Origin of the sequence: Lacibacter luteus, from assembly GCF_004118265.1 — a bacterium.
Taxonomy (GTDB): domain Bacteria; phylum Bacteroidota; class Bacteroidia; order Chitinophagales; family Chitinophagaceae; genus Lacibacter; species Lacibacter luteus.
On the sequence record NZ_SDHW01000001.1, the window covers coordinates 1411002 to 1424767 of the forward strand.

The 13766-nt window shown below is 40.2% G+C and carries 12 protein-coding genes; 8 read left to right on the top strand and 4 right to left on the bottom strand.

The annotated features are described in order from the left end of the window. The first annotated feature begins 39 nt into the window (after positions 1–39). A complete protein-coding gene (locus ESA94_RS05545; protein ID WP_129129838.1) occupies positions 40–1287 on the top strand; it encodes a 3-deoxy-D-manno-octulosonic acid transferase in 1248 nt (415 codons plus the stop codon). Here ESA94_RS05545 and ESA94_RS05550 read toward each other — a convergent pair. Beyond that, complete coding sequence (locus ESA94_RS05550) at positions 1257–2087, bottom strand: hypothetical protein (RefSeq protein ID WP_129129839.1); 831 nt, start codon at positions 2085–2087, stop codon at positions 1257–1259. The genes ESA94_RS05545 and ESA94_RS05550 overlap by 31 nt on opposite strands. Before the next feature lie 72 nt (positions 2088–2159). On the opposite strand from ESA94_RS05550, the gene ESA94_RS05555 reads away from it, so the two are divergent. The 6 genes from ESA94_RS05555 to ESA94_RS05580 all read left to right on the top strand — a co-directional run bounded on the left by ESA94_RS05555 (position 2160) and on the right by ESA94_RS05580 (position 7646). Further along, positions 2160–2729, top strand: a complete 570-nt coding sequence (locus ESA94_RS05555) for a thymidine kinase (protein ID WP_129129840.1) — start codon at positions 2160–2162, stop codon at positions 2727–2729. A 30-nt stretch (positions 2730–2759) separates the two neighbouring features. Next, entirely contained in the window at positions 2760–3422 is a 663-nt protein-coding gene (locus tag ESA94_RS05560; protein ID WP_129129841.1) for a heme exporter protein CcmB, read from the top strand. Positions 3423–3496: 74 nt separating this feature from the next. Continuing rightward, positions 3497–4189 carry a cytochrome c biogenesis protein CcsA gene (gene ccsA / locus ESA94_RS05565; protein WP_129129842.1) on the top strand — a complete coding sequence of 231 codons (693 nt, stop codon included), beginning with the start codon at positions 3497–3499 and terminating at the stop codon, positions 4187–4189. Next, positions 4189–4416 carry a CcmD family protein gene (locus ESA94_RS05570; RefSeq protein WP_129129843.1) on the top strand — a complete coding sequence of 76 codons (228 nt, stop codon included), beginning with the start codon at positions 4189–4191 and terminating at the stop codon, positions 4414–4416. Before ccsA ends, ESA94_RS05570 begins: the two co-directional genes overlap by 1 nt. A gap of 32 nt (positions 4417–4448) precedes the next feature. Next, entirely contained in the window at positions 4449–5867 is a 1419-nt protein-coding gene (locus ESA94_RS05575; RefSeq protein WP_129129844.1) for a Glu/Leu/Phe/Val family dehydrogenase, read from the top strand. 273 nt (positions 5868–6140) lie between these two features. Further along, positions 6141–7646 (top strand): trypsin-like peptidase domain-containing protein, encoded by a 1506-nt coding sequence (locus ESA94_RS05580; RefSeq protein WP_129129845.1) that lies wholly within the window; start codon positions 6141–6143, stop codon positions 7644–7646. A 50-nt stretch (positions 7647–7696) separates the two neighbouring features. On the opposite strand, the gene ESA94_RS05585 is transcribed toward ESA94_RS05580, so the two are convergent. Further along, positions 7697–8980: an alpha-amylase family glycosyl hydrolase gene (locus ESA94_RS05585; RefSeq protein ID WP_129129846.1), complete on the bottom strand. Its 1284-nt coding sequence runs from the start codon at positions 8978–8980 to the stop codon at positions 7697–7699. Between the two features lie 106 nt (positions 8981–9086). Between ESA94_RS05585 and ESA94_RS05590 the strand changes: the two genes are divergently transcribed. After that, the gene (locus ESA94_RS05590) at positions 9087–10334 is read left to right on the top strand and encodes a 4-hydroxy-3-methylbut-2-enyl diphosphate reductase (RefSeq protein ID WP_240670993.1); all 1248 of its coding nucleotides are present in this window, start codon (positions 9087–9089) and stop codon (positions 10332–10334) included. 315 nt (positions 10335–10649) lie between these two features. On the opposite strand, the gene ESA94_RS05595 is transcribed toward ESA94_RS05590, so the two are convergent. Then, positions 10650–12239 (bottom strand): T9SS type A sorting domain-containing protein, encoded by a 1590-nt coding sequence (locus ESA94_RS05595; protein ID WP_129129847.1) that lies wholly within the window; start codon positions 12237–12239, stop codon positions 10650–10652. Between the two features lie 342 nt (positions 12240–12581). After that, positions 12582–13712 (bottom strand): T9SS type A sorting domain-containing protein, encoded by a 1131-nt coding sequence (locus ESA94_RS05600; RefSeq protein WP_129129848.1) that lies wholly within the window; start codon positions 13710–13712, stop codon positions 12582–12584. Between the last annotated feature and the right edge of the window lie 54 nt (positions 13713–13766).

Sequence of the window (13766 nt, forward strand, 5' to 3'; positions counted from 1 at the left end):
TAAGACCTTTGTGTAATAACACACAAATCAAGTTTTAGCGTGATCGCTTATTATCAACTTTTTCTTTTTCTATATCGAGCATTCATTAGCATTGCCGCCACCCGTAACAGCAAAGCCAAAAAATGGGTAGAAGGCAGGAAAAACTGGCAACAACAACTGAGTTCAAACTGGAAAACAGAACCCGGCAACTCTATTGTTTGGATGCATTGTGCCTCCCTGGGGGAATTTGAACAAGGAAGACCAATACTGGAAGAAATCAAAACCCAAAATCCAAATTCCAAAATCCTGCTCACCTTCTTTTCTCCTTCGGGTTACGAAATACGAAAGAATTATAACGGTGCCGATCATGTAATGTACCTGCCGATGGATGGAGCTTCAAACGCAAAACAATTTCTTGATCTTATTCAGCCAGACTTAGCCGTTTTTGTAAAGTATGAGTTCTGGCATTATTACCTGGCAGAGCTGAAAAGCAGAAACATCGAAACAATATTAGTTTCAGGGATATTTCGTCCGTCGCAGCCTTTCTTTCAATGGTGGGGAAGTTTCCATCGAAACATGCTGCAAAATTTTTCTCACCTGTTTGTACAAAATGCTGCTTCAAAAGAATTATTAGATGGTATTGGTTTAGCTGGTAAAACAACTGTTGCGGGAGATACACGTTTCGATCGGGTAATTGCTTTGGCTGAACAATGGCAACCCGTTGAAATTGCCGATGCATTTTGCGGAACTGATCCCATAATCGTTGCAGGCAGTACATGGGCAGAAGATGAAACTATCCTTGCTGAATGGATGAAGAGTAACAATCGGTACAAACTCATCATTGCACCACACGAGATAAAGGCCGAAAATATCAGTCGACTAAAAACACTCTTCACAAACTCAATTACATTCTCAGAACTATCTACTCATAACCCTCAACCCATGACTCATAACTGTCTTATAATTGACAACATCGGCTACCTCTCTCGCCTCTACAAATACGCAACTGTTTGTTATGTTGGCGGAGGCTTCAATAAAAGCGGCCATCATAATATCTTAGAAGCTGCCGTGTATGGCAAGCCCGTCATCACCGGACCCAACTTCGAAAAGTTTCAAGAAAGTGTTGATCTGAAAAAGCTTGGTGGAAGTTCTACCATCAGCAATACAAAAGAGTTAATAGACGTAATGGGACAAATGGATATTTCAGCAGCTTCAACAATTGCAGAAAACTATGTAAAGGAAAATGCAGGAGCAACGGCGGCCATACTTAAATGGCTTCAGGAGAAACGTCTTTTCACCAATGCATAAAATTCCTGAACAGCCGGACGGGTATCATCCCAACCCAGTTTAATTTTCAGTTCACGTTCCATCCAGTACTGTGCTTCAGGATAGATGGAAAAATTATTGATGGTTTTTATGCTGCGTTCGTACATGGCTTCATCGCCACGGAAGAGTTCATTAATAAACACAAAGCGATCATTAATGCCTATCGCTTTTTTAAGATCTTTTATCGCATTCGATTCACTTAGCTTATGTACAATTTCTGCTTGATTATTTCCCAGCTGATCATTCAACGAGAGCTGTTTCCCGTTCATTACTTCATTTAAATCTTTACCAGCAGCAGGTGTGGGTGCAGGAGCCGGTTTGGGCTCTTCGTAATTGGGCTGATGAATAAGTGTTGGAACCTCAGGCTCTTCATCAAACAGTAAAACAGGTTTCTGCTGGTGTTGTTGAGCTTCCACCTTTTTAGCAAATTCGGCTTTCTGGCGAATCTCTTCCAGTTCGGCCTCAATTTCCTCTTCATCTATCTGCAGCACTTCTACAATTTTTTCGGCAGGTTTTTCTTCAATCTTCACTATTGCGGGTGGTACCAGTTTCGTTGCTGTAGCTGGGGCTGCTTCAACTTTTGTTTCAGCAACTGCAGTCGATATTCTTGCAGCAGGTAATACCACTGCAACACGGTTCGACCCGGCTGATTGTTTTGTTTGTTGCAAAGATTGTTCTAACTCGGCCCTCAACATGTTTGTGAGTACCAACATCTGGGCTGCATCCGCATTACGCTGGAGTGCTTGCTGTAATTGTTCAACGAGAGAAACAATACGTTCCATGAATAGTGCTTACTTTTGGCGGTATTGGAAATTTGCTGTTAAGTTACAACAGTTTAGCATAAAATATTGATAATGTTTATTGAACCAAATATAAAAGGCGATCGTCGTGGCTGGATTGAAGTGATCTGCGGCTCCATGTTCAGTGGAAAAACAGAAGAGCTTATCCGCCGTTTAAAGCGTGCACGCATTGCCAATTTAAAAGTGGAGATTTTTAAACCGGCTGTGGATGTACGTTATGATGATGTGAAGATTGTATCGCACGATGAAAATGCTATTCAATCCACTCCTATCGATAATTCACAAAAGATATTGTTGCTGGCGCAGGATGTGGAAGTAGTGGGTATTGATGAAGCCCAGTTTTTTGATGCAGAAATCACCAATGTATGCGAACAGTTGGCTTTACGTGGAGCAAGGGTTATTGTTGCCGGACTTGATATGGATTATAAAGCACAACCTTTCGGACAAATGCCCAACCTCCTTGCTGTTGCTGATTATATTACCAAGCTGCACGCCATTTGTGTAGTGTGTGGTAATATTGCCAACTACTCGTACCGCACTTCAAGCGAAGGAGCACAGGTAGTGTTGGGTGAAAAAGATAAGTACGAACCCCGCTGCAGGCATTGCTATCATCAGCACAACTAAAATTATTATCTACTGTTTTAAGCTTACGTATTGATATCAGCACAAAAAATAGCAACCCTGTTCAAAAAAGATCTGCTGCTCGAAATAAGACAGCAGTACACATTTTACGGCATTCTTCTTTACATAGCCTGTACCGTATATATTCTTTTTCTTGCAGTAAACGAACCCGATGCATCGGTGTGGAATGCCTTGTTTTGGGTAAACATGCTCTTCATCAGCATTAATGCAGTAGCTAAAAGTTTTTTGCAGGAAAGCCGTGGCCGCATGCTGTACTATTATTCCATTGCAAGCCCGCAGGAGTTTATTCTTGCAAAACTTTTTTACAATGTTTTGCTGATGCTTGTAATGAGTTTGCTGAGCCTGCTTACGTTTGGCTTTTTTCTTGGTGCCCCTTTTTTACATGCGCTTCAGTTTACCGGCATTACCATTTTAGGTGGTGTAAGTATGAGCCTGGTATTTACTTTACTGGCTGCTATCGCCTCAAGAGCAAATCAGAATGCAGCCATTATGGTCATCATGGGTTTCCCCATCATCATTCCTCAATTATTGCTGCTGATACGTATTTCAAAGGCCGCTTTTGGCGAAATGTTTAAAGACGGAGCCGTATTGCAAATGGTGCTTTTATTAGGCGGTCTCGATGTTCTTGTGCTGGCTTTGTGTATGATTTTGTTTCCGTTTTTATGGAAAGATTAGAGGTCAACCACTAACTTTGCCGCACTTTAAGCAGGCAAAACAAATGTTTGTGTTTGTTTTTTAAAGCTGATTATATGCATAAATCCTGGTGGAAGATAACTGCCGTTGTTTTACTTGTTTACACCATTGTTGGTGGCTTTTTAATGGATGTACCACGGCTCTTCATTCTCAACGAATCTATACGCAATCTTTATTTTCATGTAAGCATGTGGTTTACCATGATGATTCTGTTTTGCGTAAGCCTTGTGTACAGTATTAAATACCTGCGTACGCAAAAATACCGGAACGATGTTTTCGCATCTGCATTTGCTGGCACCGGCACTTTTATGGGGTTGCTTGGTTATGCTACCGGTGCGGTATGGGCTAATTATACATGGGTCACCGATCAGGGACAATCGCTCAGTAACATTTTAAAAGAGCCGAAACTTTTAGGTGCCGGTATTGCCATCCTTATCTACTGTGCCTATTTTGTTTTACGTGGAAGTTTTACCGATATCGATAAACGTGCACGAGTAACAGCAGTGTACAACATTTTTGCATTTGCCATGTTGTTTCCAACCATATGGATCATTCCCCGTTTGGTAGGCAGTTTGCACCCAGGTGCACCCGGCAGCGAAAGTGGAAATCCTGCTTTAAATTTTAATGATATCGACAGCCGTTTGCGTATGGTTTTTTACCCTGCAGTACTTGGCTGGACTTTATTAGCTGTTTGGATTTCTACGATCAAAATCAGAATAAAACTTTTGTCCGATAAATCACTCTTATAATGAAGAAACTATTCCTCGCTTTCCTGCTTTTAGCAACAAACATTTTGCTTTTTGCATCTTCTGCTGCTGCTCAGGCGGAGCAGCCCGAAATGGCAGATGCTATGCGTAGCAATGGAAAGATATATGTTGTGGTTGCAGTGTGTTTAATTATCTTATTTGGTCTTATTGGTTATGTTATCCGTATCGACCGCAAACTGTCGAAACTCGAAAAACAATCAAGAGACTAAACGATTGCTATATTCATTTTAAAAACGATTGTATGTCAACTACGAATTACAGCTTTTTCGGTGCAGTAGAACAGAGCTTCGATAAAGCCGCAGCTTTTACAAAATGGGATAAGGGTATCCTTGAACAGATCAAACAATGTAACAGTGTGTATCAAATGCGTTTCCCTGTTAAAATGGACGATGGTTCCATTGAAGTAGTGGAAGCTTACCGTGTACAACACTCTCAACACAAAACACCTTGTAAAGGCGGTATCCGCTTTTCTATGGAAGTAAACCAGGACGAAGTAATGGCACTTGCAGCACTTATGACCTATAAGTGTGCAATTGTAAACGTTCCGTTTGGTGGTGCGAAAGGTGGTATCAAAATAAGTCCACGCAAACGCTCGGCTTACGAACTTGAAAAAATTACACGCCGCTACACAGCAGAATTAGTGAAGAAAAACTTCATCGGACCCGGCATTGATGTTCCTGCTCCTGATTACGGAACAGGCGAACGTGAAATGGCGTGGATCGTTGATACCTACAGTTCATTACGCCCCGGCGAAATTGATGCTGCAGGTTGTGTTACAGGTAAGCCTGTTTCGCAAGGTGGTGTAAGAGGCCGTCGTGAAGCTACAGGTCTTGGTGTTTTCTATGGCATACGTGAAGTATGTAACATGGAAGATGTGATGAGCAAGCTTGGACTTACAACAGGTTTGGAAGGCAAGCGTGTAATTGTACAAGGTTTGGGTAACGTAGGTTTCCATTCCGCAAAATTCTTCCAACAGGCAGGTGCTAAAATTGTTGCGCTTGCAGAATATGAAGGAAGCATTTACAATTATGATGGTTTGGATGTTGACGCTGTGTTTAAACATCGTGTAGAAACAAAATCTATCCTCAACTTCCCCGGAGCTACCAACTGCGAAAAAAATACAGATGCATTGGAATTGGAATGCGACATTTTAATTCCTGCAGCATTGGAAAACGTAATTAATGCAGATAATGCACCACGTGTAAAAACAAAAATCATTGGAGAAGCTGCAAACGGTCCGTTAACTCCTGAAGCCGATGAAATTTTTGTTGCAAATGGCGTGTTGGTTGTACCCGATATGTTTTTAAATGCCGGTGGTGTAACTGTTTCTTATTTCGAATGGTTAAAAAACCTCAGTCACGTTCGTTACGGTCGTTTGGAAAAACGTTTTACCGAGAATATGAACACAAACATTCTTGGCCAGATGGAATTCCTGAGCGGTAAAAAAGTAAAGAAAGAACACCGTGATGCTATTACACACGGACCAGACGAAGTTGACTTAGTGTACAGTGGTTTGGAAGAAACAATGATTACTGCAGTAAACGAAGTAATGGATTGCTGGAAACAAAATCCTGCTATTCCTGATATGCGCACTGCAGCTTATGTTGTTGCAATTAACAAAGTAGCTATCAGCTACGCAGAGCTGGGTATTTTCCCATAACAGAATCAATCTTTCGCAATACAAATCCCGCCAATACAATGGCGGGATTTTTTTATTCACCACGTAATGAATAAGTCCAAAGAACAGAGCTGCTGTTATTTCTATGACAGTTATTTTTAAGAGAAACTGTAACTTTAGGAGAACTACGAAGGTCTTCATAACTGTTTGTTAAATGTGGCTTCATGGTAGGTCTGAAATGATGGCAGCTTCGTTATTTTACAAACAGAAAGGCACAGCCTTTGATATTTTGAACATTAAAAAAAGAAGATAAAGATGAAAGCAAAACACATTCTCGTAACCGTACTTGTTAGTGCAGTTACTGCGCTCTCAAGTGTTTTCCTCTATGCAAAACTGAGCAGCAGAAACGGTTCTGTAAGCAAAAGCCAGGGCGAAATTCCTGCAAACTACGCAGGCTTGTTTGATGGTGGCGGAACACCCGGCCCGGTAGATTTTGAAGCAGCAGCTAATTCCACAGTAGCAGCCGTAGTGCACATTAAAACCAAAACAAATCCTACACAAACAAACAATACACAACGTCGCCGCAGCAATCCTTTTGGCGATATGTTTGGCGATGATCTGTTCGATCAGTTTTTTGGCAGTCCTCAAAACACACGTCCGCAAATGGCGAGTGGCAGTGGTGTATTTATTTCGGCCGATGGTTACATTGTTACCAACAACCACGTGGTTGATGGTGCAGATGAAGTAACCGTTACACTCAATACAAAAAAACAATACAAGGCCAAAGTAGTTGCTACGGATGCAAATACCGATCTGGCTGTTATTAAAATTGATGGATCAGGATTCCCTTACCTGTTGTATGGTAATTCTGATGAAGTAAAGCTTGGCCAATGGGTATTGGCAGTTGGTTATCCGTTAACACTTGAAACTACCGTTACTGCGGGTATTGTGAGTGCCAAGTATCGTTTCCTTGGTATTAACCAACGTAATGCCGGCCGTAACGCAAACGTGGTTGAAAGCTTTATTCAAACTGATGCTGCGGTTAACCAGGGTAACAGTGGTGGGGCATTGGTTAATACAAGTGGGCAGCTGATTGGTATTAACGCTGCAATTGCATCTCCTACCGGAACATACGCCGGTTATTCATACGCTATTCCTGTAAACATTGTAAAGAAAGTAGTGGATGATTTGATTAAGTTCGGAACAGTACAACGTGCATTCCTTGGTATTCGTCCGGAAGCAAATGCAGATGAAGACACTGATTCGCAAATTAAAGAGGGCGATGGTGTTGTTATTGGCGAAGTAATGAGTAACAGCGCAGCTGCTGATGCAGGTTTAAAGAAAGGTGATAAAATTATTAAGCTCGATAACAAAGCGGTATCAACCTGGTACGAATTAACAGGTACAGTTGCAAGCTACCGCCCCGGACAAAAATTAAATGTTACGTTTATCCGCAACGGCAAAGAACAAACAGCAGCCCTTACACTTAAAAACAGCAGTGGTAATACAGAGATCGTAAAAACTTCTGCATTAGATAAATTAGGTGTTGAGCTGGAAACACTCGATGCTAAAAAAGCAAAAGAATATGGTGTTGAAGGTGGTGTTGTTGTAAAAACATTAAGCGATGGTTTAATAGCCGAACAAACAACAATTAAAAAAGGCTTTATCATTGTTCGTGCAGGTGGCAAAACCGTGAAGTCGGTTGATGAACTTACAAGAATTATTGAAAGTGCAGGCAACAGTGTTATCGTAGAAGGGATCTATCCCGGCTACGAAGGTGTTTACCAATATGCAATTAACGATTTAAGAAACGAACCCTGAAAGAGATAATTATCAACTAAAAAGTCCCCGTTAAAAACGGGGACTTTTTTTTATGCTTTTTGTAAAACAAGATAACCCCATTTGTCAAGCGTAAATTCATCGGCGCTATTGTAAGTTTTCTCCGAAAACAGTTCGGTAAAGTTTCCACGTACACGCATATCATGTAAAACAAGCTGTACGGGCTTGTCCGAAAAATTAAGCAACACTAACAACTCTGCTTCACCATTTTTCCGAACAAAACAAAACACATAGTCGGGTTCTGTTGTTGCAATCCGCCATGTAATGGCAGCATTATTCTTCCCGGCAAACACAGCATATTCTTTACGCAGGTGTAACAGCTTCTGATAAAACGTATGCAGCTTTGGTTTGTCTGTCCATTCTATTTCATCCTTATCAAAAAACTGCAGGCGCTTGTTGTTTGGCAATTCCTGTCCGCTATAAATTAACGGCACCCCACTCCATGTACAACTGAATACAGCTAATGGTAATGCCATCTTACCATATTTTTCATATTCACTTCCGTTCCAGCTGTTTTCATCATGATTACTCGTAAAGAACGATTGCAGGTGTGTTGAAGGATTTCGATGCCTGTATCCTTCTAACGCTTTATCTAGCTCAACAACTTTTTTCCTGTGCTTATAAAATTCTTCGCTGATGTGCATCCAATGCCAGGTATAACTTACATCAAACACATGTGCAAAAGGCTCATCGTTCCATTGATCAAATTCGCCCAGCCAAAACAAAGGACGTAGCTTATCCAGGGCTCTTCTTGATTCAGCCCAGAAATCAACCGGCACAAGCATGGCCATATCGCAACGGAAACCATCAATGCCGCATTCGCTGACCCAAAACTTCATGGCATCAATCATTGCTTTGCGTAAAGCAGGATTGTAAAAATTGAGATGAATAACATCTTCCCAATTTTCAACAGGAGGTTTAAAATTTCCCTGGTGATCCTGTGTATAATAGTCTGGGTTACTGATCGTCCATTCATGATCCCAACCGGTATGGTTCGCTACCCAATCGATGATCACTTTCATACCCAATGAATGGATTTGCTGAACAAGTGCTTTAAATTCTGCAACAGTTCCAAACTCCGGATTGGTATCTACGTAACTGGAACAGGCGTAGTAACTGCCCAATGTTCCTTTACGGTTCTTCACGGAGATGGGCGTTACCGGCATAAACCAGATAATCTCCACACCCATATCTTTCAAACGTGTTAAATGTTTTGCAAACGAAGCAAAGGTTCCTTCCTTGGTATATTGCCGCAGGTTCACCTCATAAATATTCGATGAATGAACCCATTCCGCAGGTTTAAATTCAGCAGCCATAGTGGTCATAATTCAACCCCAATAATACGAACCAATCTGCAAATGGCGGCAGCAGGCGTATTGGCTTCTTTTCGGCGGTGTTTCCATGGCAGTAAACCTTGTACCTTTGCAACAGTTATACACTACCATGAAGAAGTTTGAAGTACCGAATATTTACCGCAGTTCATTTATCACAGCAATAAAAAATAAACGTAAACAGGATGACAAACTGAAGAAGGATTTTACGCCTACACTGCTCGATCTTGGAGATGTGCAGTTTTACCTGGCCCGTCATTTTGGTTTTTGTTATGGTGTTGAAAACGCAATTGAGATTGCATTTAAAACGATTGATGAAAATCCCGGCAAACGTATTTTTTTATTGAGTGAAATGATTCACAACCCGCAGGTAAATGCAACACTAATTGAAAGAGGCGTGCAGTTTCTTCAGGATACTTATGGTAAACAGCTGATTCCTTTTGATAGTATTACAAGTGATGATGTAGTGATTATTCCTGCATTTGGCACCACACTCGACATTGAAGCTATGCTGAACAACAAAGGAATTAAAACGGAGAAGTATAACACGACCTGCCCGTTTGTAGAAAAAGTATGGAACCGTAGTGAACAGATCGCTGCAAAAGGTTACTCCATTGTTATACACGGTAAACCAAAACACGAAGAAACAAGAGCAACTTTTTCACATGCAAGTTCGCACACCCCAACTGTAATTGTAAACGATATGCAGGAAACAATTGCGCTCGGAAAATATATTACGGGGGAAAAAGATGCGCATTTGTTTTACGATGAATTTAAAGGACATTATTCTGAAGGCTTTGATATTGCAAAAGACCTGCAACGTTTCGGCGTGGTAAACCAAACAACACAACTCGCAAGCGATACCCAGGCTATTGCAGAATATTTCAAAGATTTAATTACCAATTACTACAATCTTACTGCTGAAACAATCGGCGAACGTTTTGCCGACACAAGAGATACGCTTTGTTATGCAACAAACGATAACCAGACAGCAGTATCAGGCATGTTGGAAACTGAAGCCGATCTTGCAATTATTGTTGGCGGTTACAACAGCTCTAACACAACTCATCTTGTTGAGTTATGCGAAGAAAAACTTCCTGTGTACTTTATTAACAGCACCGACAAAATTTTGTCTGCAACAGAAATCATGCATTTCAATTTTCATAACAAGCAGGAATATGTTACAAAAGATTTCCTACCGGCAAAACGTCCGGTAAAGATCATGGTAAGCAGCGGAGCGTCCTGTCCCGATTCACTTGTTGAAGATGTAATGGATAAACTTGCAGAAATACTGAATGCACGTGAAGAATTTGATAATATGAAAAAAAAATACGCATAAAGCGAAAGGAGCCGATTGGCTCCTTTCGCTTTTTACTTCTGGCTGTTTATTCAACCACAATCTTTGCCATACTTAAACCAAGCTCTTTAAACTAACACCTAACTAAACAAATTACCGGTGCAAACTGTAGAAACAAATAGAACCCTTTTGATGTATTTCATTTTCATTAAACATTAAACATAAGGGGTACATTCTTTATAAAACATGGCTGTTATCGGAATATGCTTATACAACGACTTTCTTCATAAAACAAGCGTGCCTCCAATGGAGGCACGCTTTCTCTTCGGTTCTATCTGGTTTTTCTGTCCAAACAGTTTATTGCACAACTATACGCTGTGTAATTGTTTCTCCGGATTCACGGAAATTAAAACGAAGCATATAAACACCAGGCTTGAGGTTATTAATTTGCATATTCTGTACTTTAATACCCGACCAGCGTTGAATTGACTTACCAGTATAATCGTCAACAGAAACATCCATTAAGTTATTACTTTCAGGTATTGTTACATTAACCATGCCTCTGCTTGGGTTTGGATAGACTGAGATCGTTAATATTCCATTGCCGGTTCTTACGGCTTTTACGTCGCTGTAAGTCGCACGACCATCCAAGTCTATCTGTTTAAGTCTGTAATAGGTTACACCTTTTGCCAAGACTGTAAGGTCATCAAAGCTGTAACTAAATGCACCACCTGTTCCGGAAGCAGCTTTCGAATCAACAAAACCAATTTTCACAAACTGGCTATTGCCTGCAGAACGTTTTTCAATTTCAAAACCATCATTGTTATTTTCCATGTCTGTTTCCCATGTTAATGAAGCTTTACCATTTCGTTGTGTTGCATTAAATGCTTTTAAAGAAACAGGTAAGGTAGCGCAAGCATTAAACAATGAGCCTTCTATACTTCCGGAATATCCGGCTGTTGTTACAGTTACACGTACTATAAGCGGATCTGTAGTTTTTTCATCACCGGGTGCTAATACAACTCCATATGATTGATTAAACGCTGCATATCTGCTTGTAAACCCTGAAGGAGCTCCTGCTGTAGAAGTTGTGAAACTTGTTGTATTAGTCACCATCAAAGTCGACTCTTCGATAGGATCAACTAAGCCATTTCTGTTATCATCAATGAATACTTTATAAGTACCTGTAATTGGCGCTGCAGTTCCAATCGGATCTTCATATTTAGAATCGATGAACACATTGTATGTTCTGGGATTAGTACAATTTACAGTACCTGAAATTGCAGGATCATTATACACTTGTCTGTTACCGCAGAAATAACATTGTGCTTTTGAATTTGATGCATTGCTATTACTTGCCCAAACAAATGACTTTACTGCCAACAAATTACTTCCGCACAGATAATTGGGAATAGTAAATTTCAAATTCTGAATAGTTACACGAACATACCCTCCGCCTAAAGGAGAAGTTGTCTTAGAAATTAACGTTGGATTCGATGGATCGCCTGAAGTATAATTTAGAACAACGGTATTGTCTGGACCATAGCTAGTGAAAATACCTGTAGTTGCCGGAGTACTTGAAACGAGATCGATATTAAACCCGAAGTTTATGAAGGCATTCGTCAACATTGTAGCTGCATTTCCTCCGGTTTTTGTTGGAGGGTCTTTTGCAGGAGTTTGCGTGTTAGTAACACCACATGTAATGCCGTAAACGTTATTCACAATTGTCTGCGGAAACTGTCCTTCAGCCCAAACATGAAAGAACGTAAACTTGTTTCCTGAATTCGTTTGCAAATCAAATATTACGTCAACTAATACTTCGCAATTTGCTCCATTTTGTGTTGTACGCAGATCTGAAGTCGTTGGGTTTTGAACATCGCATTGTGCGAAGCTGTTTTCATTTAATACAATTAGTAAAACTGTAATGCATTGTAAAAACTTTTTCATACAAATATTTTTGAGGTTAAAAAAACAGAGGTGTTTCGCAGGACACTTGTAGAAAAAGTTATTCAATGGATATAGGTGTAATACAAGTCTGAATAGCTCAGACTATTCAAAGGTTCTGGCAAGTCAATTATGCTTCTGATAAGCATTTCCAAAATGTAATTGGCAAAATCAGTGGTAAAGGACTTCGGTGTTCTTAGGATGGAGAATAGCGAATGATAGAGTAAAACTAAAAATGATATTTTACAAATGCAAGCAATCGATATTATTTTTTACAAAACAGAGAGCCCCACTTTCGTGAGGCTCTCTTTGTTTTGATCTTATCTGGTTTTTCCTGTCCCGATTTTATTGCACAGCAATTCTTTCTGTGATTGTTTCGCCGGTTGCACGAACACTTACACGAAGTGTATACATACCAGGCTTAAGATTTGTTAATTGCAAATTAGATGTATTAACACCAGTCCATTGCTGTAATGATTTACCTGTAAAGTCGGTTAATGTAACATCAACCATTCCTGTACCAGCCGGTATTGCAACATTTGTTGTACCACGGCTTGGGTTTGGATAAACAGAAAGTAAGAGCGTTCCGTTCGCAGATCTTACAGCTCTAATTTCGCTGTATGATGCATTGCCATCCAAATCAATTTGCTTTAAGCGATAATAAGTAACACCTTTAGGTAAAGCTGTATTATCATCAAATGAATAAGAATAAGCAGCGCCATTACCACCAGGAGCTTTCGAATCAACAAACGCAATTTTTTGATATGAGCCAGTTCCAATACGACGCTCAATTTCGAAACCATCGTTGTTAAGCTCCATAAGCGTATTCCAAGTAAGTGTTACTTTACCGCTTTTTTGAGCAGCTTCGAAACCTGTAAGTGTTACAGGAAGAGGACCACCTATTGTCGTAATTACTTTAAACAAATCAAGGATATATTTTGTGCCATTTTGATTACAGTTTGCAGCCACGCTGAAATCATATAACACACGATATTTTTGTCCAACTGGAACATTACCTGATGGTACAACGAGAATATTAGCTGTATTAGCTTGTACAATTTGCACCTGACTTTGACTGTAAATTTCACTTGCAGGTGGAATAGACGCACTAGTCCATGATTCTTTTACAAGATACACCTGTACGTAAGTTACGCAAGGAAGATCCTTTTTTGATTCACACTTAAGGTTTGAATCAAAAATATAAATGGTAAATCCTGCGTTAATGAAAGAGGATGCAGCTCCATATAAAACAGGAGCAGTTAATACTTTAGCAGGGTTGTTACCACCTACACCCGGAGTTAACAAACCATAATCAGCTTTACAAGCACTATCAGGATTGTTGTAAGGGCTTGTGCTCATACCTTGAGCTACATCCCATCCTGCAGGCAAAGTGCCGCCATTAAAACTTTCAATAATTTGAGCATTTGATACAAAAGCAAATGCAGATACAAGAGCAATGAGTAAAAACTTTTTCATAAAAAAGGTTTAGAGGTAAAAAAATAGATCGGCGGTTCAAAGGACAAGGAAACC

What these genes read in the sequence shown, in the direction of transcription:
- ccsA (WP_129129842.1), top strand. Translation starts at nt 3,497, where the DNA reads ATGCATAAATCCTGGTGGAAGATAACTGCCGTTGTTTTACTTGTTTAC.
- ESA94_RS05600 (WP_129129848.1), bottom strand. Translation starts at nt 13,712, where the DNA reads ATGAAAAAGTTTTTACTCATTGCTCTTGTATCTGCATTTGCTTTTGTA.
- ESA94_RS05570 (WP_129129843.1), top strand. Translation starts at nt 4,189, where the DNA reads ATGAAGAAACTATTCCTCGCTTTCCTGCTTTTAGCAACAAACATTTTG.
- ESA94_RS05585 (WP_129129846.1), bottom strand. Translation starts at nt 8,980, where the DNA reads ATGGCTGCTGAATTTAAACCTGCGGAATGGGTTCATTCATCGAATATT.
- ESA94_RS05595 (WP_129129847.1), bottom strand. Translation starts at nt 12,239, where the DNA reads ATGAAAAAGTTTTTACAATGCATTACAGTTTTACTAATTGTATTAAAT.
- ESA94_RS05555 (WP_129129840.1), top strand. Translation starts at nt 2,160, where the DNA reads ATGTTTATTGAACCAAATATAAAAGGCGATCGTCGTGGCTGGATTGAA.
- ESA94_RS05575 (WP_129129844.1), top strand. Translation starts at nt 4,449, where the DNA reads ATGTCAACTACGAATTACAGCTTTTTCGGTGCAGTAGAACAGAGCTTC.
- ESA94_RS05580 (WP_129129845.1), top strand. Translation starts at nt 6,141, where the DNA reads ATGAAAGCAAAACACATTCTCGTAACCGTACTTGTTAGTGCAGTTACT.
- ESA94_RS05550 (WP_129129839.1), bottom strand. Translation starts at nt 2,087, where the DNA reads ATGGAACGTATTGTTTCTCTCGTTGAACAATTACAGCAAGCACTCCAG.